Below are 21,864 nucleotides of genomic sequence, written 5' to 3'. Positions count from 1 at the left end.
CTCTCCTCTACTGGGCTTCGCCGACGGCGATGAACACGTTCTTGGTCTCGGTGAAGGACAGCGGCGCATCCGGGCCGAGCTCGCGGCCCAGACCGGATTGCTTGAAACCACCGAAGGGGGTGGTGTAACGGACCGAGGAATGCGAGTTGACGCTCAGGTTGCCCGCTTCGACGGCACGCGACACCCGCAGCGCCCGTGACAGGTTGTCGGTCCAGATCGAACCGGATAACCCGTATTCGGTGTCGTTGGCCAGCGTGATGGCATCGGCTTCGTCGTCGAACGGCAGCACCGTGACGACGGGTCCGAAGATCTCCTCGGTGACGGTGCGGTCGGTGCGCTGCGGGGTCAGGACGGTTGGCGGGAACCAGAATCCGGGGCCTTGCGGCGCGGATCCGCGGAACGCGATCGGCGCGTCGTCGGGCACGTAGCTGCGCACCGACTCCCAATGCTTGCGTGATACCAGTGGCCCCATCTCGGTCTCCGGTGATGTCGGGTCACCCACCCTGACCGCGGAAACGGCGGGCTCGAGAAGCTCCATGAATCGCTCGTAGACATTGCGCTGCACCAGGATCCGGCTGCGCGCGCAGCAGTCCTGCCCGGCATTGTCGAACACTCCGTAGGGTGCCGTCGCGGCCGCTCGCTCCAGATCGCAGTCGTCGAAGATGATGTTGGCGCTCTTGCCGCCCAGTTCCAGGGTCACCCGCTTGACGTGCGCGGCGGCCCCCGCCATCACCCGGGTGCCGATCGCGGTGGAGCCGGTGAAGACGACCTTGCGGACGTCTGGGTGGGTGACGAACCGCTCCCCCACCACCGGGCCCGCCCCGGGCAGCACCTGGAACAGGTCGGGATCCAGGCCCGCTGTGACGGCCAGCTCGGCCAGCCGCAGCGTGGTCAGCGGGGTCCACTCGGCGGGTTTGACCAGGACGGCGTTACCTGCGGCCAGCGCGGGCGCGAATCCCCAGGACGCGATGGTCATCGGGAAGTTCCACGGGGTGATGATGCCCACCACCCCGAGCGGCTCGTTGAACGTGACGTCGATGCCGCCGGCGACCGGGATCTGCTTGCCGGACAGGCGTTCCGGGCTGGCCGCGTAGAAGGTCAGCACATCTCGGACATGGCCGGCCTCCCATTCGGCCTGTCCTATCGGGTGCCCGGAGTTGGCCACCTCGAGGGCGGCGAGTTCGCCGATGTGAGCATCGACGACGGCGGCGAAGGCACGTAAGCCGGCGGCCCGCTCCGCGGGGGCGAGCCGGGCCCATTTCCGTTGCGCGACGACCGCACGGGCCACCGCATCGTCGACGGCGGCGACGTCGAGCAGTTCGACCTGGCGTAGCAGTTCTTCGGTCGCCGGGTTGATGACGTCACAACTGGTCATGAAACGCTTTCTGCCGATGGATGTCTGGTGTGCGCGTACTCGCGGGCGGCGGCGACGACGGCGGCGAACAGGCGCAGATCGTCCAGCCGCTCCTCGGGATGCCATTGCACGGCGATCGCGAACTGATCGGGGTGGGCACCGGGGTCGAGTTCCACGGCTTCGATGGTGCGGTCGGCACCGTCGAGCGCACTGACGATCAGCCCACGTCCCAGCCGGTCGATGCCCTGGTGGTGATAGCACTGGGCGTCGGTGCTCTCCCCGATGAGTGCGGCCAGCCGGGTTCCGGGCACCGTCACCACCGCCGAGGTGGTGAACACCGCATTGCCGAGTTGGTGGCGGCTGTGTCCGAGCACATCGGGCAGATGCTGGTGCAGGGTGCCCCCGAGCACGACGTTGAGAACCTGTGCACCGCGGCAGATCCCGAGCACAGGAAGCCCGCGTGCCAACGCCCGCTCGACGAGGGCGAACTCCCAGGCATCGCGATCGCCGGCGGGCTCGTCGGTCGATGGATGCCTGACGTGGCCGTAGGCCGCCGGGTCGACGTCACGACCACCGGTGATGATCAACCCGTCGAGACCGTCGAGCACCCGGTCGGCGACGTCGGGCCGCTGGGGCGGCAGCAGCACCGCGGTACCACCGGCCAGGTTCACACCCTGCAGATAGATGGCGGGCAGGAAGCTGGCCTGCACGTCCCAGACCCCGGTCTGGGCCTGCTGGAGATAGGTCGTCAGGCCAAGGATCGGCGGGCACCCGGGGTGTGTTCCGGGATTCTCAGAGTCGTGCACAACCTCAGAGCCGTTCAAAACCCCGTACCCTCTCCCAGTCGGTGACGGCCGCATTGAAGGCCTTCAGCTCGACCCGAGCGTTGTTCAGATAATGCTCGACGACCTCGTCCCCGAACGCGTCGCGCGCAACCTGCGACGCCTCGAACAAGTCGGCGGCCTCGGCCAGCGTGGTCGGCAGCCGGTCGGCGCCGCTGGTATAGGCATTGCCTGCCAACGCATCCGGAAGCTCGAGCTCGTTGTCGATACCGTGGAGTCCACCGGCGATCAGCGCCGATACGGCCAGGTACTGATTGACATCGCCGCCGGGTGCCCGGTTCTCCATCCGCATGCCCTGCCCGTGTCCGACGACGCGCAGGGCGCAGGTCCGGTTGTCCAAACCCCAGGCCACTGCCGTCGGGGCGAAACTGCCATCGGCGAATCGCTTGTAGGAGTTGATGTTCGGCGCATACCACAGGCTCATCTCGCGTAGCGTGGCGAGCTGGCCGGCCACGAAGCTGCGGAACATCGGCGACATCCCCAGCGGGTCGGTGTCATCGGCGAAGACCGCCGCACCGTCGGTACCCCGAAGAGATATGTGGATATGGCAGCTGTTGCCTTCACGTTCGTCGAACTTGGCCATGAAGGTCAGCGATTTGCCGTGCTGGTCGGCGATCTCCTTGGCACCGTTCTTGTAGATGGTGTGGTTGTCGCAGGTGACCAGCGCTTCGTCATACCGGAACGCGATCTCCTGCTGGCCGAGGTTGCACTCCCCTTTGACGCCCTCGCAGTACATCCCGGCACCGTCCATGCCGAGCCGGATATCGCGCAGCAGCGGTTCCATCCGCGTCGAAGCCAGCATCGCGTAGTCGATGTTGTAGTCGCTGGCCGGGGTCAGCCCGCGGTATCCGGCCTTCCACGCATCGCGGAAGGTGTCGTCGAAGACCATGAACTCCAGCTCGGTACCCACGTAGGCACTCAGCCCGCGGTCGGCGAGCCGCTTGAGCTGTGCGGCCAGGATGCTGCGCGGCGCGGGGGCGACCGGCTTGCCGTCGGTGAAGGACAGATCGGCCATCAGCAGCGCCGAGCCGGGTAGCCAGGGCAGCAGGCGCAGCGTGTCGAAATCGGGGGTCATGACCATGTCGCCGTAGCCGGTTTCCCAGCTGGACATGGCGTAGCCCTCGACGGTGTTCATGTCCACGTCGACGGCCAACAGGTAGTTACAACATTCGGCGCCATGGGCGGCGACTTCTTCCACGAACAACCGTGCCGATACCCGTTTACCGGTCAGCCTGCCCTGCATATCGGGGAAGGCGACGATGACCGTGTCGATCTCCCCGGCGGCAACAAGACGCTCCAATTCGGCTTGCGTCAGCATGCTGGCTCCGTCCTGTCGGCTCGGCGCGGATCGGCATCGACCCAGCCGTCACCTCTAAAGGTAGGCCATCAGACCAATGGAAAGCGAGAGGACCCGCCAGGTCGGGAGCAAGTCACCAGGTACTGGTGCGCATCACGATCTCGGCCGCCAGTTGCGCGGTCGACTCGCCGGCATTGCGCCGGCCCAACAATTCGACGAGCCGGAACTCGCCGTAGACGTAGCGCTGGCTCGCCCTGGCGATATCAGCAGCCACGGTGGTGCTGACCAGTACGGTCGTCGCGACCTCGACCGGCTTGCAGTTCTCGTTGCGAATCACCCCGGCCTCATCGGTGACCCGCGGGTGACCCCGATCGATCACCACCAGACCGGTGAACCGGTCCAGTCGGGTCGCCGCGAGCTCCCAGGCGATCTCGGCACCTGCCCGATCGCCGACCAGTGTGCTCCAGCGGATGTCCAGGGTGTCCATGATGGCGATGACCGCTGCGGCGTCCAGGCGCGGATGCGCGGCGATCACCACGGTGCGCAGCGACGCGGTGTGCAGCCGTTGGCACACCCCGTCATAGGCGGCGGGCGCGAGTTGCGCCGAGCCGAGCAGCACGACTGCACCGGCGTTCTCCGGACCCGCGACGTCCACCGCGAACCCAGTTCCGTCGACGGTCACGGTCGTGGTGGGCATTTCGGTCACGCTAGGTCATCCCGCTGTCCGGCGGGGCTGTTTTCACCGGTCTTCACGCCTGTTCCAAGCGTTCGGCCTGCTTGCCCATCGCCTCCAGAAAGGTCTGCGGCAGCGTCGCTTTGACCGGGATCCGGGGATCCGGGGTGGGAAAGGCGACGCCGAACACCGCCATCGAACCCACGTTCTCGAACGAGAAGAAGACGCTGCTGCGCGCCCCACCCAGCTCCATGGTCTGCTGATAGACCAGCGCGCCGTCGCGGTCGGTGTCCAGGGCGGTCGTGGTCATCGGGATCGAGGGCGATCCGGGCCCGAAATAGGTGACGAAGCGTTCACAGCGTTCGGCGATCGCCTGCAGCGTCTCGGTGTCCAGCGACCAGCTCAACACGGTGATCAGCATCCGCGCCCCGTTGTAGCCGACGACGTACTTAGCGGCGCTGCCCGGACCACGCTCTGCCGTGGCGCCGATCGACTTGCTGAATCCCTCGCTGCACCCGGGCGGGTCCGAGAGCATCGGCGGCGGTCCGCCCGCCCCGTCGGGTACCCCTGCATCCTCGACGATGCGGTCGTACTGCACACCGTCGGGGAAATCTGCTGCCGTCAGCACCACCTTCTCCAGGCGCGCACCGGGCCACGTCGGCGTCCCCGGAACCGCGCTCGTGCAGCCCGTGAGCGTCGTCAGCACGGCGACCAGTACGGACAACCACCGGAGTGCGCAGATCATGGGCCCAGGCTACCGAGCGCGGTGGGTGATCACGGGTCGCTGCGGGGCTCCGGCCAGCAGCGCCAACATCGCGTCGATGTCGACATGGGCGAGCAACGCGTCGGCCATGGCGTCGAGTTGGGCATCGCGACGGGCGGGCACGCTGACGTCGGTCGCCACCACGAAGCCGGTACGCCCGGCCGCCTCGGCGACCTCGGCCAGCCAGGACCGGCGCAGTTCGTCGTTGTCGAGCAGGCCGTGCCAGTGGGTCCCATACACCTGGCCACGCCGGATGCCGACCCCCAACCAGTCGGCCTCCGCGCCACCGACCACCTGGCCGTGGTGAATCTCATAGCCTGTCAGTGGAGTTTCCCAGTGCCGCAACGTCTTCTGCTGCGCGAACACGATATCGGCGGCCAACAGCCCCAATCCATCGACGGTGCCTGCCTTCGACTCGACCGGATCGTCGATGGATCGGCACAGCATCTGGAAGCCACCGCACACCCCGAGCACGGGACCACCGGCGGCCGCATGGGCGGTCACCGCGTCGGCCAACCCACGGGCCCGCAACCAGTCCAGATCGGACACCGTGGCCTTGCTGCCAGGCAGCACCACGACGTCGACGTCGGCGAGCTCGACGGGTTCGGTGATCCAGTGCACCTCGACACCCGGTTCGCAGGCCAGCGCCTCGACATCGGTCGAATTGGAGATGCGTGGCAGCCGGATCGCACCGACGCGCAGCCCGTCACGCCCCAGGGCGGGAACGGAAGCGCCCAACGTGCGGCCTGCTTGCACCGATAAGGAGTCCTCGGTGTCCATCCACAGTTCCTCCAGATACGGGATCACCCCGTAGGTGGGACGACCGGTCAGCCCGCGCAGCTGGTCCAGCCCGGGTGACAGCAGTCCCGGATCGCCGCGGAACTTGTTGACCAGAAAGCCGCTGACCAGACGCTGGTCCTCCGGTGACAGCACCGCGACGGTGCCGAACAGGTGGGCCAACAGTCCGCCGCGGTCGATATCGCCGACCACTACCACCGGCAGGTCGGCGGCGCGTGCCAGCCCCATGTTCGACAGGTCGGAGGCGCGCAGGTTGATCTCGGCGGGTGAGCCGGCCCCTTCGCAGATGACGACGTCGAATTCGTCTCGCAGGGAACGTAATTCATCATTGACGATCTCGGCGAGCTGGGTGCGCCTGGTGAAATAGTCGCCGGCGGCCATCGTGCCTGCGACCTGGCCGCGTACCACCAGCTGTGAGGTGCGGTCGCTGCCGGGTTTGAGCAATACGGGATTGAAACGCACGCTGGGCGCCAAGCCACAGGCGCGGGCCTGAACCGCCTGCGCCCGGCCGATCTCCCCGCCCTCGACCGTCACCGCCGAGTTGTTGCTCATGTTCTGCGCCTTGAACGGCGCGACGCTGATACCCCTGCGCGCCAGCAACTTACAGAGGCCGGCCACCACCATCGACTTACCGGCATCAGAGGTGGTGCCGGCGATCAGCAGTGCGCCCCTCAAGGCAGGGTCAGAATCTCGGCACCGTCCTCGGTGACGACGAGCGTGTGCTCGAACTGGGCGGTCCACTTCAGGTCCCGGGTGGCCACCGTCCAGCCGTCATCCCAGATCTCGTAGTCCAGCGACCCGAGGTTGATCATCGGTTCGATGGTGAAGGTCATCCCGGGTTCGAGCACCGTCTCGACGGCCGGCTGGTCGTAGTGCAGCACGACCAATCCGTTGTGGAACGTCTCACCGATGCCGTGGCCGGTGAAATCGCGAACCACGTTGTAACCGAACCGGTTGGCGTACGCCTCGATGACCCGTCCGACGATCGAGAGCTGGCGGCCGGGTTTGACCGCCTTGATCGCCCGCATGGTCGCCTCGTGGGTGCGCTCTACGAGCAGCCGGTGTTCCTCGGAGACATCGCCGGCCAGAAAGGTTGCGTTCGTATCGCCGTGCACGCCGCCGATATAGGCGGTGACATCGATGTTGACGATGTCACCGTCGGCGATCACCGTGGAATCCGGGATGCCGTGACAGATGACCTCGTTGAGCGAGGTGCAGCACGACTTGGGAAATCCCTTGTAGCCGAGCGTCGACGGATAGGCGCCGTGGTCGATCATGTATTGGTGGGCGATGCGGTCGAGCTGGTCGGTGGTGACACCCGGCGCAACGGCCTTGCCCGCTTCCCGCAGCGCGCCCGCGGCGATCCGCCCGGCGATACGCATCTTCTCGATGACCTCGGGTGTCTGGACCCAGGGCTCGCTGCCCTCGACTGCCGTGGGTTTCCAGGCGTACTCCGGGCGCTCGATCGATTTGGGCACCGGCAGGGTCGGTGACAGCTCTCCGGAGCGCAACGGGGCACGAACAGGCATGACTGTCAGCCTACCGAGATCGGGGACCGCGCCGTACCGGTGTCCGCAGGCTCGGCTTCCAGTTCCGCCGCGGCCCGCGGATGTCCACCGACCCGCAGACCACCTTCCCGGTGAGGATGATGTGCGGGGTGCCTTCGGCGGGCGCGTCTGCGCGGTGATCGCGCGCGCTGCCCACCACGACCTCCACATCGTCGATCGAGGCGCTGGCACCGGCGGGCAGGCGCAGGTCCAGCGAACCGAACTTCAGGTCGAGTTCGACCACCACCATCGGTCCGGCGAACCGGGCTCGGGTCAGGTCCAGATCCACCGAGCCCATCCGCCGGGTGAGGGCCAGCCGGGTCGGAACCACCCACTCCCCCTGGCGCTTCAGCGAGCCCATCACCCCGCGCAGTTCGACCCGGTCGGCCGCGGAGGTGACGATCGCACCGGGGCCGGGCAGGTCGTCGACCAGGGCGGTCAGATCCGAGTGCAGCCTGGCCGAGGCCACCAGTGCGGAACGCTCCTCGAACTCCTGGATATCGATGAGCCCGAGCGCGACGGCGTTGTGCAGTCTGCGCAGCGTGCCGTTGCGGTCCGCATCGGAGACCCGCAGCGTCAGATCGTCGGTCACCGGTCCAGGCTAGGCCAAGTAGTCCGGGGGCAGCCCGTTGAGCATGTCGCGGCACATCCGCACCGCATATTCCGAGCTGCCGCCGCCGACGATGAGGGCGGCAAACGCCATGTCCCCGCGGTACCCGGTGAACCAGGCGTGTGAGCCGCCGTCGAACTCGGCCTCACCGGTCTTGCCCCGCACGTCGCCGAGCCCGTTGAGATCCTTGGCCGTGCCGTTGGTCACCACCAGGCGCATCATCGGCCGCAGCCCGTCGACGATCTCCGGATTCAGCGGCTCGCCCGTCTGCCCGTGGACCTCGGTCTGCCGTCCCTCGATCAGGTGCGGCACCGGGGTCTTGCCCGCTGCGACCGTCGCCGCGACGAGAGCCATGCCGAAGGGGCTCGCCAGCACCTTGCCCTGGCCGAAACCGTCCTCGGTCCGTTCGGCCAGATCCACCGTGGGCGGCACCGATCCGGTGACCGTCGGCACGCCGTCGACGATGAAGTCGGGACCCAGGCCGTAACGGGCCGCGGCGGTGGTCAGGCCGCGCGGCGGCATCACGCTGGCCAGCTCGGCGAAGGTGGTGTTGCACGAGTTGGCGAAGGCCCGCGACAGTGGCACGGTGCCGAGATCGAAGGCGTTGTAGTTGGTCACGGTGCGGTGCCCGATGTCCAGGGTGCCCGGGCAGCCGAGCAGGGTGTTGGGGGTGGCCATATCGCGTTCGAGCGCCGCGGCCGCGGTGACGATCTTGAACGTCGACCCTGGCGGGTAGAGGCCCATCGTCGCGGTGGGACCGTCGACGTCGGCGGCGGCGTTCTGCGCAACGGCCAGGATCTCGCCCGTCGAGGGCTTGATGGCCACGATCATCGCCTTCTTGCCGACCATGTTCACCGCGTCCTGCGCCGCGTTCTGCACCGAGCGGTCCAGGCTGATGGTCACCGACGGCGCCGGGGTGCCGGGCTCCTCGCTGAGCACGGCGACGTCGACACCGTTCTGGTTGACACTGACCACCCGCCAACCCGGCTCGCCGGCCAGATCACCTCTGACCGCCTTCTTGACCTCCTGGACGATCGCCGGTGCGAACTTCTCGTCGGTCGGCAGCATCTCCGGTTGCGGTGTGGCCACCACACCCGGTCGGGAGCCGATCGCGGCGAACACCCGGTCGTGGTCGGTCTTGCGCAGGGTGATCAGGCTCAGCGGGGTGGCCTTCGAGCTGGCCTCCTCCGCGAGCCGCTGGGCATCCAATGTGGCGTCGAACGGTCGCAGTGCGTCGACGATGGCGCGGGCCGTCGGCATCAGCTCGGCGCCGGCGGCGCGTGCGTCGAGGGCGTAGTGATACAGGTAGCCCGGCACCAACACATCGCTGCCGGAGCGTTCGTTGACCGAGGCCCGCCGCGGCGGGTCGGCGCGCAGCGCCAGGGTCTGATTGGCGCCGAGTCCGGGGTGCAGGCCGGTGGTGGTCCAGCGGACCTCCCACTGTCCCTCGTTGCGGACCATGTTGAGCTCACCGTCATAGGTCCAGGTCCGCTCCTTGGGCAGGTGCCAGGTGTAGCGGTATTTCACTGTGCCGGTGTCGAGTTCGTACTTGGATCCGGTGATCTGGGTGTCCAGCCGATTGGCCTGCAGACCCGCCCAGGCCTCGTTGAGCGCCTCCTTGGCCTCCTCGGGTTTGTCGGCCAGGGCTGCCGCGGCCGCGGTGTCACCCGTGGACAGGGCCGCGAAAAACCGTGCGGCCGCGGGTTCGGGCCCGTCGGGTTTCGGCGTGCAGGCGCTCAGCGAGGTGCCGAGGGCAGCGACAGCCAGCACGGCGACCGCGGTTCGTAGCCTTGGGCGCCGTGATACGTATGTGGTCACCGATGCCTGTGTTGTCATTGGGGCAAATGTTATGAGTGTGGTGGGCGGCGGTGGCGGAGGCGCACCGAGACACAACTGTGATTGCGTCGAGATCAACACTTTTGCGGTCCACGGCACGCGTAAACCACGGAAATGTCGATCTCAGTCCAGCAGGATCGTGGCGAACGTGCCGACCTGGGTAAAACCGATCCGCGCGTACGTCGCGCGCGCGACGTGATTGAACCCGTTGACATAGAGGCTCGCGATGCGGCCGCTGCGCAGCACCGCGGCCGATACCGCCGCAGTCCCGGCGGCCCCCAGCCCCCGGCCGCGCCAGTCCGGGTGCACCCAGACTCCCTGAATCTGCCCGACCGTCGGTGACTGCGAACCGATCTCGGCCTTGAAGACGACCTCGCCCCGCTCGAATCGTGCCCAGGCCCGCCCCGCCGCGATCAGTCCCGCAACCCGGCGTCGGTAACTACGGCCACCGTCGCCCATCCGAGGATCGATACCGACCTCGCCGATGAACATCTCGATGGCGGCCACCAGGTAGCTGTCCAGTTCCTCCATCCGCACTTGGCGAACCGCCGAGTCGGGCGCGCAGCTCGGAGCATCGGTCAGCGCCATCAGCGGTTGGTCGTCGCGGACGTCGCGGGCCGGTCCCCACCCTGGCGCCAGATGCCGCCACATCGGCATCACCAGCTCGGCGCGGCCGACCAGCGAGGAACAGCGCCGGGGGGCACTGAGCGCCTTGGCCGCGAAGGCGGCGAGATCGTCGCCTTCGCCACGCAGCGGAATCAGATTCGCCCCGGCGTAGCACAGAGATTCGGCCGGTCGCCGGCGCGTCCACAGCTCGCCGCCGATGGCGCTGGGGTCCACCCCGAATTCCTGAACCCGGCAGGCCACCATGCATGCGGCGACGGGGTCCTGGTCCAGGACCACGCGCACCGGCTCCAGGTCGCGCACCACCGAGACCCTGCGGTCTGCGGCGAAGCGGGACAGCGGTGGAGCCGACATTGGGGGACTCTTTCTCGGGGTCGGCCGATGGTGGTGGCCCCGCTGGGCAGGGCCGTTTCTCAGCTTACGGTGACGACCGGCGGACCGGAGGGAGTTCCTTGCGCGTCGGCCTCCCCGGCGATCCGCATGGCTTCCTCGATCAGGGTCTCCACGATCTGGGCCTCGGGCACGGTCTTGACGACCTCACCCTTGACGAAGATCTGCCCCTTGCCGTTACCCGAGGCGACCCCGAGGTCGGCCTCCCGCGCCTCACCGGGTCCGTTGACCACACAGCCCATCACGGCGACCCGCAGCGGCACATCGAGCCCGTCCAGGCCGGCCGAGACCTCGTTGGCCAGCGTATACACATCGACCTGGGCGCGTCCGCAGGACGGGCAGGAGACGATCTCCAACCCGCGCGGGCGCAGGTTCAGCGACTCCAGGATCTGGGTGCCGACCTTGATCTCCTCGGCGGGCGGCGCCGATAACGACACCCGGATGGTGTCGCCGATTCCACGGGAGAGCAACGCCCCGAACGCGACGGCGGACTTGATGGTGCCCTGGAACGCCGGCCCGGCCTCGGTGACACCGAGGTGCAGCGGATAGTCGCACTGGGCAGCCAACTGCTCGTAGGCCTCGACCATGACGACCGGATCATTGTGCTTGACACTGATCTTGATATCGCCGAATCCGTGCTCCTCGAACAGCGAGGCCTCCCACAACGCGGATTCGACGAGCGCCTCCGGGGTCGCCTTGCCGTACTTCTCCAGCATGCGCTTGTCCAGCGAACCGGCGTTGACCCCGATCCGGATCGGGATACCGGCCGCGCCCGCGGCCTTGGCGACTTCCTTGACCCGGCCGTCGAATTCCTTGATGTTGCCGGGGTTCACCCGCACCGCCGCACACCCGGCGTCGATGGCGGCGAAGATGTACTTGGGCTGGAAATGGATGTCCGCGATGACCGGGATATTGGCCTTCTTCGCGATGATCGGCAGCGCGTCGGCATCTTCCTGACGCGGGCAGGCGACGCGGACGATATCGCATCCGGAGGCGGTCAACTCGGCGATCTGCTGCAGCGTCGAGTTGATGTCATGGGTCTTGGTGGTGCACATGGACTGCACCGAGATCGGGGATTCGCTGCCCACACCGACATCGCCGACCTTGAGTTGCCGGGTCGGGCGGCGGGGTGCCAGCACGGGCGGTGGCGGGGCCGGCATGCCGAGGCCGATGGACGTCACAGTCGAACTCCTAGTCGAAGATGCTGATCGGGTTGACAAAGTCGGCGGTGACCGTCAACAGCATGTAGCCGGCGACCACCGCAAGCACAACGTATGTGGCGGGCATCAGCTTGAGATAGTTGACCGGTTCCGCGGCGACTTTGCCGCGGGCCGCACGGAACATGTTCCGTAGCTTCTCGTAGGTGGCCACCGCGATGTGACCACCGTCGAAGGGCAGCAGTGGGATCAGGTTGACCGCTCCCAGCACGAAATTCAGCTGGGCCAGGAAGAACCAGAAGGCCACCCACAGCCCGGCGTCGACGGTCTCGCCGCCGATGATCGACGCGCCCACCACCGAGATCGGGGTTTCCTTGTCCCGTTCCCCACCTCCGATGGCATCGACGAGGGCACCGATCTTGGTGGGGATCTTCGCCAGCGCCTTGCCGAGTTCGACGGCCAGATCACCGGTGAAGGTGAAGGTCGCCGGAATGGCGGTCAACGGGTTGTACTGCGTGGGTCCCGGGGGCTGCACTGCACTGACACCGATGGCGCCGACCGTGTCCGGGGTGGCGGCCTCGGCCGAGGTGAAACGTTGGGTGCGGGCGACGTCGACGACGGTGGACAGGCGCTGGCCGTCTCGCTCGTAGACCACCTGGACCGGGCCGGCGAGCTTGCGGATCTCGGCCGCCATCTCGGGGAATGTCGACACCTCGGTCTCGCCGACCTTGACGATGGTGTCCCCGGGCTTCAGGCCCGCCAGCGCCGCCGGGCCGGGGCCCGGCTGCGGGCACGGACCGTAGGGGTTGTCCCCCTCCTTGGCGACCTGCGGTGCGACACAGGCGGTTTCACCGATCACGGCGGTCGTCGGCGGCGGTGTGAGGCTGGGCAGGCCCCACACTACGGCGATGCCGTAGATGAGGACGAGGCCGATGATGAAGTTCATCGCGGGACCGGCGAACAACACCGCGACGCGCTTCCACACCTTCTGGCGGTACATCGCGTAGGGCCGGTCCTCGTCGGCGATCTCGTCGACGGCCGTCATCCCCGCGATATCGCAGAACCCGCCCAGCGGCACGGCCTTGATGCCGTATTCGGTGCTGCCGCGCTTGTTGGGTCGCCGCGTCGACCACAGCGTCGGACCGAAGCCGACGAAGTAGCGGCGCACCTTCATCCCGGTGGCTCGGGCCACCCACATGTGGCCGCACTCATGTAAGGCCACCGACGCCAGGATGGCCAGTGCGAAGAGCACGATGCCGACAGTGAACATCATCGGCTTCCGACTACCTCCCGGTCGATGGCGCTGCCGGCCCGTGCTCGGGCCCAGTCCTGCGCTTCGAGTATCTCTTCCACGGTAGCTGGTTGCGCGGCCCACTGATCTGCGGCGTGCAGCACATCGGCAACGGTTCGGACAATCGCCGGGAAACGGATCCGGCCGTCGAGGAACGCTGCCGCGGCCTCCTCGTTGGCGGCGTTGTAGACCGCGGTCAGGCTGCCGCCCCGGCGACCGGCCTCGCGGGCCAGGTCGACGGCCGGGAATACCGACGCGTCCAGCGGTTCGAACGTCCAGGTCGAGGCGGTCGTCCAATCACATGCTGCGGCCGCTCCCGGCACCCGTGCCGGCCATGCCAATGCCAGCGCGATCGGCAACTTCATATCCGGCGGACTGGCCTGGGCCAGTGTCGAGCCGTCGGTGAAGGTGACCATCGAGTGCACGATCGACTGGGGATGGACGACCACCTCGATGCGGTCGTAGTCGACGCCGAACAGCAGGTGCGTCTCGATCAGCTCCAGCCCCTTGTTGACCAGGGTTGCCGAGTTCAGCGTGTTCATCGGACCCATCGACCAGGTCGGGTGGGCGCCGGCCTGTTCGGGGGTGACATCCTCCAGCGCCTGCGCCGACCAGCCCCGGAACGGTCCGCCCGAGGCGGTCAGCACCAGGGCGGCGACCTCGTCGGGGGTTCCGCCGCGCAAACATTGCGCCAACGCGGAATGCTCGGAGTCCACCGGAACGATCTGGCCGGGGGCCGCGGCGGCGAGGGCGAGCGGACCACCCGCCACAAGGGATTCCTTGTTCGCCAGCGCCAGCCGGGCGCCACTGTGCAGCGCGGCCAGGGTGGGTTTGAGCCCCAAGGCGCCGACGAGCGCGTTGAGCACCACATCAGCGTCGGTGTCCTCGACGAGTCGGGTGGCGGCGTCGGGTCCGCGGTAGCGGGCGTCGATGGGCGCATCGGGGTCGGCGACGGCCACGTTCGTCACGCCGGTCTCGGCGGCCTGGCGGGCCAGCAGTTCAGCGTTGCCGCCGCCGGCGGCCAGCCCCACCACTTCGAAACTGTCCGGGTTCGCGGCGATCACATCGAGGGCCTGGGTGCCGATCGATCCGGTACTACCCAGGATCAGCACACGCCGGCGGTCAGAACTCACACCGACCATTGTGCCCCGCCTGGACACGAATTCCGGTGCAGACCCATCCGGGCCGTGGTTGGCACCGAATCAGCGATGTAGGGCCAACCGGGTCGGTATCAGCCACCCGCCAACAAGGAAGTTGAGTCTCATGACATTGACCCACCAGCATCGCATCGCATTCGCCGGATTCGCCGCCGTCGCGGCGCTCGGGCTGTCCGCCTGTTCGGGCGGCACGTCGTCAGTCGAGAGCAGTGCCAGTGAAGCCAGTTCCTCAATCTCCTCGATGACCTCGTCGATGGCAGCACCGGAGACCACCTCCAGCATGGCCGCGCCCGCCGGCAACCTGATCGGTTCGGGCTGCGCCGCATACGCCGAACAGAATCCCGAGGGCCCCGGCTCGGTGACCGGCATGGCCGCCGATCCGGTGACCGTCGCCGCCTCCAACAACCCGATGCTCAAGACACTCACCCAGGCGCTCTCGGGCCAGCTCAACCCGAACGTCAACCTGGTCGACACCCTCAACGGCGGCGAGTTCACCGTGTTCGCCCCGACCGATGACGCCTTCGCCAAGATCGATCCGGCCACGCTGGAGACCCTGAAGACCGACTCGGATCTGCTGACCTCGATCCTGACCTACCACGTGGTCCCCGGCCAGGCGAGCCCCGACCAGATCGCCGGTGAGCACACCACCGTTCAGGGCGCCCCGGTCACCGTCACCGGTGCGGGTAACGACCTCAAGGTCGGCGACGCCGGCCTGGTGTGCGGCGGCGTGAAGACCGCCAACGCCACGGTCTACATGATCGACACCGTCCTGATGCCCCCGGCTGCCTGATAGCCGGTACCGAGCAGGCGAGGCGGCCCGTTCCCCCGACCGGGCTGCCTCGCCCCCATCGACGGCACCGCCGTCCCGCCCCACTCCCCCACACGAAACGTGAAGACGACCGAGTAGAAGGAATGGATCGATGACTTTCTCGCTGAACACCCACAAGCTCGCCGGCGTCGCGTGCACCGCCGCCGCCGCTACCGGCCTCCTGTTCGCTTCTGCCGGAGTGGCCCAGGCCGCCCCGGTCGGCCCCGGCTGCGCCGCGTACGCCGCCCAGAACCCGGTCGGCCCGGCCTCGGTGACCGGCATGGCGGCCGATCCGGTGGCCGTCGCGGCGGCCAACAACCCGATGCTCAAGACACTCACCCAGGCGCTTTCGGGTCAGCTCAACCCGCACGTGAATCTGGTCGACACCCTCAACAGTGCTCCCGCGCTGACGGTGTTCGCGCCCACCGATGAGGCTTTCGCCAAGATCGACCCGGCGACCATCGAGCGGCTCAAGACCGACTCGGCATTGCTGACCAGCATCTTGACCTACCACGTGGTCGAGGGCCAGGCCAGCCCCGAGCAGGTTGTGGGCATGCACAAGACCATGCAGGGCGCCGACGTGACCGTGACGGCCCCGAACATGATGATGCCGGCCGAGCTGAAGGTCAACGACGCCAACGTGGTGTGCGGGGGCGTGCAGACCGCCAACGCCACCGTCTACCTCATCGACACCGTGTTGATGCCGCCCATGTGATCTGTTCTCCACCACATCAGCCCGGCCGTCCACGCGGCCGGGCTGATGTGCGTTCGGGCCATCCAATTGCGTTGCCGTGACGAATGACTCATATGGCCACTTTGATCACGATCGGCTTCCTCGGTGGCCTGATCACCGGCATCTCGCCGTGCATTCTGCCGGTGTTGCCGGTCATCTTCTTCTCAGGGACCCAGGCCGGGGACACCGCAGCACCCACCGGTTCGGCGCGGACGTCGCGGCTGCGGCCGTATCTGGTGATCACCGGCCTGGTCGTGAGCTTCAGCCTGGTCACACTGCTCGGATCGGCTCTGCTGTCGCTGCTGCACCTACCCCAGGACACCATCCGCTGGCTGGCCCTGGCGGCGTTGGTGGCCATTGGCCTCGGGCTGATCTTCCCGCGGTTCGAAGCCGTGCTGGAGAAGCCGTTCGCCCGGTTGCCGCAGAAGCAGTTCTATTCGGGCACCAGCGGTTTCGGTCTCGGTCTCACCCTGGGCGTGCTGTACGTACCGTGCGCAGGCCCGGTGCTCGCGGCGATCGTCGTTGCCGGCGCCACCGGCAGCATCGGCGCGGACATCATCGCCCTGACACTGTCGTTCGCGATCGGCGCCGCCCTGCCCCTCCTGTTCTTCGCCCTGGCCGGGCGGCGGGTCACCGAGCGGGTGGCGGCATTTCGTCGCCGGCAGCGCCAGATCCGCGTCGTCGCGGGGGTGGTCACCATCGGATTGGCCGTGGCATTGGTGTTCAACCTTCCCGCGGTGTTACAGCGCGCCATCCCCGACTACACCGCCGCCCTGCAGTACCGGGTCGGCGGCGAGGAGCAGCTGCGCGAGAAGCTCGACCTCGGCGGGTTGGTCAACGATCAGAATGCCGAGTTGTCGAACTGCACCAACGGTGCGCCCGTCCTGGAAAGCTGCGGCACCGCACCGGACATCAAAGGGATCGCGGCATGGCTCAATACTCCGGGCAACGCACCGATCGACCTGAAGTCCTTGCGCGGCAAGGTGGTACTGATCGACTTCTGGGCCTACTCATGCATCAACTGTCAGCGGGCCACACCGCATCTGGTCGACTGGTATGCGGCCTACCGGGACCACGGTCTGCAGGTCATCGGTGTGCACACCCCCGAGTACGCCTTCGAGAAGGTGCAGGCCAACGTCGTCAGCGGTGCCGCCGATCTCGGCATCACCTATCCCGTGGCGATGGACAACAACTTCTCGACCTGGACCAACTATCGCAACCGTTACTGGCCCGCCCACTACCTGATCGACAAGAACGGCGTGGTGCGCCACATCAAGTTCGGCGAGGGCGACTACGCCACCACCGAAAAGCTGATCCGCCAACTTCTTTCCGACGGTGACAGCCGTACCCTGCCGGCGGCGACGGAACGCTCGGACGACACCCCGACAGCCCCCACCACACCGGAGACGTACTTCAGCGTCGGCAAGGTGGTCAACTACGGCGGCACCGGGGTTTATGACGAGGGCAACCACACGTTCGACTTCCCGGACCGGCTCGCCCCGGACAGCTTCGCCCTGCGCGGGCCGTGGGCTTTGAATTACCAGGGCATCACGGCACGGGCCGACGGCGCGACGATCCGGCTGAACTATCGCGCGCGCAATGTCTATCTCGTCGTCGGCGGTAACGGCACCGTGCGGATCACCCACGAGGGTGTCACCCGCGAATTGCCGGTCTCCGGTCCGCCGAACATGCGCCAGATCATCGCCGACGATCCCGCGGGCACCGGCACCGTCGAGGTGTCACTCGACGATGGGCTGCAGGCGTTTTCGTTCACCTACGGCTGACGCGACTACTCAGATCTTGCCGTCGAGCGCCTGTCGCTGACCGAGTAGCGAATGCCCACGCCCGTAGGCAAGGTAGATCAACACACCCAAGGCCATCCACGCGATGAACCTGATCCAGGTCAACGCGGTCAGATTCAGCATCAACCACAGACACGCGACGATCGAGGCGATCGGCAGCAGCGGCACCCACGGCACCCGGAAGCCACGTTCGAGATCCGGGCGACTGCGCCGGAGCACGATGACACCCGCCGACACCAGCACGAAGGCGAACAACGTGCCCACATTGACCATCTCTTCGAGCCGGTTGACCGGGAACAGCGAGGCCGCCAGCGCGACCAGTACAGCCACGATGACGGTGATCCGCACCGGGGTTCCCCGGGAGCCGGTGCGCGCCAGTGACCGCGGGAGCAAGCCGTCACGCGACATCGCGAACAGCACCCGCGACAGGCCGAGCATCAGCACCATCACCACGGTGGTCAAGCCCGCCAGCGCTCCGATCGAGATGACCTTCGCGGCCCAGTCCACACCGTTGAGTTCGAACGCGGTGGCCAGGTTGGGATGTCCGCCACCGGCCTCCTTCATGTCGACGTAGGAGGCCATCCCGGACAGCACCACCGACACCGCCACGTAGAGGACGGTCACGATCGCCAACGAGGCAAGGATTCCCCTGGCGACGTCGCGCTGCGGATTCCTGGTCTCCTCGGCTGTCGTCGCGACCACGTCGAAACCGATGAAGGCGAAGAAGACGATCGACGCACCCGCCAGCAGACCGTAGATGCCGTAGTGACTGCCCGCCGCGCCGGTCAGCAGCGAGAAGACCGACTGGTCCACACCGGACCCCGCGGACTCCCCCGATTCGGTGGGCGGGATGAAGGGTGTGTAGTTGGCCACCTTGATGTAGAAGGCGCCGACGATCACCACCAGCAGCACCACCGACACCTTGACGGCGGTGATGACGAGACTGACATGCGAGGACAGTTTGGTCCCCAGTGCCAGCAGCGCCGCGACGGTGCCGACGATCAGCAGGGCACCCCAGTCAAAATCGAGTGGTCCGACCGCGACGACACCACCGGAGAAGCCGAACACCGTTCCCAGATAGCTCGACCACCCCTTGGCCACCACGGCGGCACCGACGGCGAACTCCAGGATCAGGTCCCAACCGATGATCCAGGCGATGAACTCGCCGAAGGTCGCATAGGAGAACGTGTAGGCGCTACCGGCCACCGGCACCGTCGAGGCGAACTCGGCGTAACACAGGGCGGCCAGGCCACAGGTGACGGCAGCCAACAGAAACGACACCGAGATCGCCGGGCCGGTGATATTGGCCGCGGTGGAGGCGGTGACGGTGAAGATGCCGGCACCCACGACGACCGACACACCGAAGACCGTCAGGTCCCACCAGGTCAGATCCTTGCGCAGCCGGGTACCCGGTTCGTCGGTATCGGCGATGGACTGCTCTACGGATTTCCTGCGCAATCGTTCCGTCACGCACGCAACGTACCCACTACCGGCCCTTTTCCACTCCTTTTTCCGCGCCTGTCTCGCCGGCGCTCGGCCGGCCTCGTTCGGGCTCGATCACCGAGGTGTGCCAGAATGGGCGCACTGTCCACCGGACGTGAGGAGAAGGCGTGTCCAGCACCGAGGTCGAGCGTCACCACGGCGTCGATACCGAAGATGTGCCCTCGGCGGCATGGGGCTGGTCTGTGGAGAACCCCCGGGTGCTGCACATCATCGGCATCTTCGCCGCGATCTTCCTGGTCGTGATGACCCACGGCAACCACGTCGGGCACGTCGAGGACGTCTTCCTCATCTTCTTTGCCGTGCTGATCCTCGGCATCGTGGCGCGGGACTGGATCGCCCGCAGCCGCGGCTGGTACCGCTAACCCACACTGCGCGAGAACGCCCCGGAGCCCATGGGTTCCGGGGCGTTCTCGTGTCAGGGCGGCCCAGGGCACGGATCCGCTGTGGACAATGGGACAGGTGACCGAGCGCTCCGATGACATCACCGCACTGTCCACCGCCGAACAGGCCGCCCTCGGAAGCGGCGCCACGTTCTGGACCACCAAGGCCGTTGGGAATGTCCCGTCGATCGTGTTGACGGACGGACCTCACGGGGTACGCAAACAGTCCGGCGCGGTCGATCACATCGGGATCGCCGCGAGCGAGCCGGCGACCTGCTTCCCGCCGGCGGCGGGTCTTGCACAATCCTGGGACCCCGATCTGGTGCACCGGGTCGCCGTCGCATTGGGGACCGAGGCGCGCGCGCTCGGGGTCGACGTGCTGTTGGGTCCCGGGGTCAACATCAAGCGAGATCCGCGGTGCGGCCGCAACTTCGAGTACTTCTCCGAGGATCCATTGCTCACCGGCGTGCTGGGAGCGGCATGGGTGTCGGGTGTGCAGAGCCGGGGCGTCGGCGCCTCACCGAAACACTTTGCGGCCAACAACGCCGAGGACGACCGGATGCGCGTCAGCTCCGAGGTCGACGAACGCACCCTGCGGGAGATCTATCTGCGCGGTTTCGAACACATCATCACCCACACCCGACCGTGGACGGTGATGTGCTCCTACAACCGCATCAATGGTGTCTACGCGGCCGAGAACGCGTGGCTGTTGAGCACCGTGCTGCGCGACGAGTGGGATTTCGACGGTGTCGTGGTCAGCGATTGGGGCGCCGTGCGAGACCGGGTCGCCGCGGTGTCCGCGGGTGTGGATCTGGAGATGCCGGGCACCGGCGGCAGCACCGATGCCGCGGTCTGCGCCGCGGTCGAGTCCGGTGAGCTGCCCGCAGAGGTTCTGTCACGGGCCGCCGAGCGGGTGGCGCGATTGGCCCGGCGGGCCGGCGAACACGACACTGCGGCGGTGACTTTCGATGTCGACGAGCACCACGACCTGGCCCGTGCGGCGGCCACACGATCGATCGTGCTGCTCAAGAACGACCACGATGTGCTGCCCTTGAACCCGGCCTCCTCGGTCGCCGTCGTCGGCGAGTTCGCGGTTCAGCCGCGGTACCAGGGCGGGGGTAGCTCCCACGTGAACCCGACCCGGCTGGATATCCCGTTGGCGGAGATCGAAATCCGTGCGGGCAAGGTCAGCCATTCCGATGGCATCACCGAGGAAACCCTTGCCGCGGTCGCTGCCGCTGATGCCGCGGTGGTCTTCCTCGGGCTGCCCGCCGAGGCCGAATCCGAGGGCTTCGATCGTCCCGATATCGAGCTGCCCGACGAACAACTCCAACTGCTGGCCGCGGTCGTGCGGGCCCAGCCGCGCACGGTGGCGGTGCTGAGCCACGGCGGCGTGCTGCGGCTGCAGCCGGTTGCGGAACTGGCGCCGGCGATCCTGGACGGCGCGCTGCTCGGACAGGGCGGCGGGGCGGCGATCGCCGATGTACTCTTCGGCGCGGCCAATCCCTCCGGCAAGCTCACCGAGACCGTGCCCGTCCGCCTGCAGGACTGCCCGGCCTATCTGAACTTCCCGGGCGAGAACGGCAAGATCATCTACGGGGAACGGTTCTTCGTCGGATACCGCGGCTATGACGCGCGCGATCTGGAGGTGACATTCCCGTTCGGACACGGCCTGTCCTATACGAACTTCAGCTATGACGACATGACGGTCGAGGAGGGAACCGATCGTTTCACGGTTCGCGTGACGATCACGAACACCGGACAACGGCTCGGCCGTGAGGTGGTTCAGATCTACGCCGGGCGGCCGGAATCCCCGGTATCCCGACCGCCGCAATGGCTTGTCGGTTTCGGCGAGTTGACGCTGCCGCCCGGTGACAGCCGCACCGTCGAGATCGCGGTCGCGCGTTCCGAACTCGCCTATTGGGATATCGCCGCGTCGCGGTGGGTGGTCGAAGCAGGCGACTATTCGCTGGCCGCGGCGGCCTCCAGTCGCGACATTCGCCTGAGCACCACGGTCGCCGTATCCGGCGACGCGGTACCGACCTCGTTCACCATGGACTCCACCATCGGGGAGTTGCTGTCGGATCCGGAGGCCGCGCCGGTGGTGATGGGCGCGATGGCCGCGATCGCCGAAGCGGCACCCGAACAGAATTCGGGCCAGGGCCTGGGAACCGACATGCTGCGGATGCTGTCCTCGATCCCGATCGGCCGAATCACCTCACTCAGCGGTGGTGCCGTACCCCCGGAGCGGATCCAAGAGCTGCTCGAGACCGTCAACGCACAGCGGTCCCATTAGCAT

The 21,864-nt window shown here is 67.3% G+C and carries 19 protein-coding genes; 5 read left to right on the top strand and 14 right to left on the bottom strand.

Annotated elements, in window-relative coordinates:
• Positions 1 to 7: 7 nt before the first annotated feature.
• The 13 genes from PGN27_RS24100 to dxr all read right to left on the bottom strand — a co-directional run bounded on the left by PGN27_RS24100 (position 8) and on the right by dxr (position 14,324).
• Positions 8 to 1,375, bottom strand: a complete 1,368-nt coding sequence (locus PGN27_RS24100) for an aldehyde dehydrogenase family protein (RefSeq protein ID WP_335328373.1) — start codon at positions 1,373 to 1,375, stop codon at positions 8 to 10.
• Positions 1,372 to 2,160: a gamma-glutamyl-gamma-aminobutyrate hydrolase family protein gene (locus PGN27_RS24095; protein WP_335328372.1), complete on the bottom strand. Its 789-nt coding sequence runs from the start codon at positions 2,158 to 2,160 to the stop codon at positions 1,372 to 1,374. Before PGN27_RS24095 ends, PGN27_RS24100 begins: the two co-directional genes overlap by 4 nt.
• A 4-nt stretch (positions 2,161 to 2,164) precedes the next feature.
• Complete coding sequence (locus tag PGN27_RS24090; RefSeq protein ID WP_335328371.1) at positions 2,165 to 3,514, bottom strand: glutamine synthetase family protein; 1,350 nt, start codon at positions 3,512 to 3,514, stop codon at positions 2,165 to 2,167.
• A gap of 112 nt (positions 3,515 to 3,626) precedes the next feature.
• Complete coding sequence (locus PGN27_RS24085; RefSeq protein WP_335328370.1) at positions 3,627 to 4,190, bottom strand: alpha/beta hydrolase; 564 nt, start codon at positions 4,188 to 4,190, stop codon at positions 3,627 to 3,629.
• Positions 4,191 to 4,242: 52 nt separating this feature from the next.
• Positions 4,243 to 4,911 carry a hypothetical protein gene (locus PGN27_RS24080; protein WP_335328369.1) on the bottom strand — a complete coding sequence of 223 codons (669 nt, stop codon included), beginning with the start codon at positions 4,909 to 4,911 and terminating at the stop codon, positions 4,243 to 4,245.
• Positions 4,912 to 4,920: 9 nt separating this feature from the next.
• On the bottom strand, positions 4,921 to 6,402 hold the full coding sequence (locus PGN27_RS24075; RefSeq protein ID WP_335328368.1) for a cobyric acid synthase: 1,482 nt from the start codon (positions 6,400 to 6,402) through the stop codon (positions 4,921 to 4,923).
• Positions 6,399 to 7,256, bottom strand: coding sequence for a type I methionyl aminopeptidase (gene map, locus PGN27_RS24070; RefSeq protein ID WP_335328367.1), 858 nt, complete (start codon positions 7,254 to 7,256; stop codon positions 6,399 to 6,401). The genes PGN27_RS24075 and map overlap by 4 nt, the downstream gene beginning before the upstream one ends.
• A gap of 10 nt (positions 7,257 to 7,266) precedes the next feature.
• A complete protein-coding gene (locus tag PGN27_RS24065; protein WP_335328366.1) occupies positions 7,267 to 7,866 on the bottom strand; it encodes a DUF1707 SHOCT-like domain-containing protein in 600 nt (199 codons plus the stop codon).
• A 9-nt stretch (positions 7,867 to 7,875) separates the two neighbouring features.
• The gene (locus PGN27_RS24060) at positions 7,876 to 9,720 is read right to left on the bottom strand and encodes a penicillin-binding transpeptidase domain-containing protein (protein ID WP_335328365.1); all 1,845 of its coding nucleotides are present in this window, start codon (positions 9,718 to 9,720) and stop codon (positions 7,876 to 7,878) included.
• A 123-nt stretch (positions 9,721 to 9,843) separates the two neighbouring features.
• Entirely contained in the window at positions 9,844 to 10,698 is an 855-nt protein-coding gene (locus tag PGN27_RS24055; RefSeq protein ID WP_335328364.1) for a GNAT family N-acetyltransferase, read from the bottom strand.
• Positions 10,699 to 10,757: 59 nt separating this feature from the next.
• A complete protein-coding gene (gene ispG / locus PGN27_RS24050) occupies positions 10,758 to 11,915 on the bottom strand; it encodes a flavodoxin-dependent (E)-4-hydroxy-3-methylbut-2-enyl-diphosphate synthase (RefSeq protein WP_335328363.1) in 1,158 nt (385 codons plus the stop codon).
• Positions 11,916 to 11,925: 10 nt separating this feature from the next.
• Complete coding sequence (locus tag PGN27_RS24045; RefSeq protein ID WP_335328362.1) at positions 11,926 to 13,164, bottom strand: M50 family metallopeptidase; 1,239 nt, start codon at positions 13,162 to 13,164, stop codon at positions 11,926 to 11,928.
• Positions 13,161 to 14,324: a 1-deoxy-D-xylulose-5-phosphate reductoisomerase gene (gene dxr / locus PGN27_RS24040; protein ID WP_335328361.1), complete on the bottom strand. Its 1,164-nt coding sequence runs from the start codon at positions 14,322 to 14,324 to the stop codon at positions 13,161 to 13,163. The genes PGN27_RS24045 and dxr overlap by 4 nt, the downstream gene beginning before the upstream one ends.
• Before the next feature lie 121 nt (positions 14,325 to 14,445).
• Between dxr and PGN27_RS24035 the strand changes: the two genes are divergently transcribed.
• The 3 genes from PGN27_RS24035 to PGN27_RS24025 all read left to right on the top strand — a co-directional run bounded on the left by PGN27_RS24035 (position 14,446) and on the right by PGN27_RS24025 (position 17,664).
• Entirely contained in the window at positions 14,446 to 15,129 is a 684-nt protein-coding gene (locus PGN27_RS24035; RefSeq protein ID WP_335328360.1) for a fasciclin domain-containing protein, read from the top strand.
• Between the two features lie 130 nt (positions 15,130 to 15,259).
• Positions 15,260 to 15,862, top strand: coding sequence for a fasciclin domain-containing protein (locus PGN27_RS24030; protein WP_335328359.1), 603 nt, complete (start codon positions 15,260 to 15,262; stop codon positions 15,860 to 15,862).
• A 92-nt stretch (positions 15,863 to 15,954) separates the two neighbouring features.
• Entirely contained in the window at positions 15,955 to 17,664 is a 1,710-nt protein-coding gene (locus PGN27_RS24025) for a cytochrome c biogenesis protein DipZ (protein ID WP_335328358.1), read from the top strand.
• A gap of 9 nt (positions 17,665 to 17,673) precedes the next feature.
• Here PGN27_RS24025 and PGN27_RS24020 read toward each other — a convergent pair whose 3' ends face one another.
• On the bottom strand, positions 17,674 to 19,152 hold the full coding sequence (locus PGN27_RS24020; protein ID WP_335328357.1) for an amino acid permease: 1,479 nt from the start codon (positions 19,150 to 19,152) through the stop codon (positions 17,674 to 17,676).
• Between the two features lie 140 nt (positions 19,153 to 19,292).
• On the opposite strand from PGN27_RS24020, the gene PGN27_RS24015 reads away from it, so the two are divergent.
• Entirely contained in the window at positions 19,293 to 19,547 is a 255-nt protein-coding gene (locus tag PGN27_RS24015; protein ID WP_335328356.1) for a DUF2631 domain-containing protein, read from the top strand.
• 88 nt (positions 19,548 to 19,635) lie between these two features.
• The gene (locus PGN27_RS24010) at positions 19,636 to 21,861 is read left to right on the top strand and encodes a glycoside hydrolase family 3 C-terminal domain-containing protein (RefSeq protein WP_335328355.1); all 2,226 of its coding nucleotides are present in this window, start codon (positions 19,636 to 19,638) and stop codon (positions 21,859 to 21,861) included.
• Positions 21,862 to 21,864 lie beyond the last annotated feature (3 nt).

Source organism: Mycolicibacterium neoaurum (genome assembly GCF_036946495.1).
GTDB classification, from domain to species: domain Bacteria; phylum Actinomycetota; class Actinomycetes; order Mycobacteriales; family Mycobacteriaceae; genus Mycobacterium; species Mycobacterium neoaurum_B.
This window is presented reverse-complemented; position numbering and strand designations above follow the sequence as displayed.

Excerpts from the sequence above, each read along its gene's own strand:
- PGN27_RS24085 (WP_335328370.1), bottom strand. The coding sequence starts at position 4,190 with ATGCCCACCACGACCGTGACCGTCGACGGAACTGGGTTCGCGGTGGAC.
- dxr (WP_335328361.1), bottom strand. The coding sequence starts at position 14,324 with ATGGTCGGTGTGAGTTCTGACCGCCGGCGTGTGCTGATCCTGGGTAGT.
- PGN27_RS24045 (WP_335328362.1), bottom strand. The coding sequence starts at position 13,164 with ATGATGTTCACTGTCGGCATCGTGCTCTTCGCACTGGCCATCCTGGCG.
- PGN27_RS24025 (WP_335328358.1), top strand. The coding sequence starts at position 15,955 with ATGGCCACTTTGATCACGATCGGCTTCCTCGGTGGCCTGATCACCGGC.
- PGN27_RS24060 (WP_335328365.1), bottom strand. The coding sequence starts at position 9,720 with ATGACAACACAGGCATCGGTGACCACATACGTATCACGGCGCCCAAGG.
- PGN27_RS24055 (WP_335328364.1), bottom strand. The coding sequence starts at position 10,698 with ATGTCGGCTCCACCGCTGTCCCGCTTCGCCGCAGACCGCAGGGTCTCG.
- PGN27_RS24100 (WP_335328373.1), bottom strand. The coding sequence starts at position 1,375 with ATGACCAGTTGTGACGTCATCAACCCGGCGACCGAAGAACTGCTACGC.
- PGN27_RS24030 (WP_335328359.1), top strand. The coding sequence starts at position 15,260 with ATGACTTTCTCGCTGAACACCCACAAGCTCGCCGGCGTCGCGTGCACC.
- PGN27_RS24035 (WP_335328360.1), top strand. The coding sequence starts at position 14,446 with ATGACATTGACCCACCAGCATCGCATCGCATTCGCCGGATTCGCCGCC.
- PGN27_RS24010 (WP_335328355.1), top strand. The coding sequence starts at position 19,636 with ATGGGACAGGTGACCGAGCGCTCCGATGACATCACCGCACTGTCCACC.
- PGN27_RS24080 (WP_335328369.1), bottom strand. The coding sequence starts at position 4,911 with ATGATCTGCGCACTCCGGTGGTTGTCCGTACTGGTCGCCGTGCTGACG.
- map (WP_335328367.1), bottom strand. The coding sequence starts at position 7,256 with ATGCCTGTTCGTGCCCCGTTGCGCTCCGGAGAGCTGTCACCGACCCTG.
- PGN27_RS24090 (WP_335328371.1), bottom strand. The coding sequence starts at position 3,514 with ATGCTGACGCAAGCCGAATTGGAGCGTCTTGTTGCCGCCGGGGAGATC.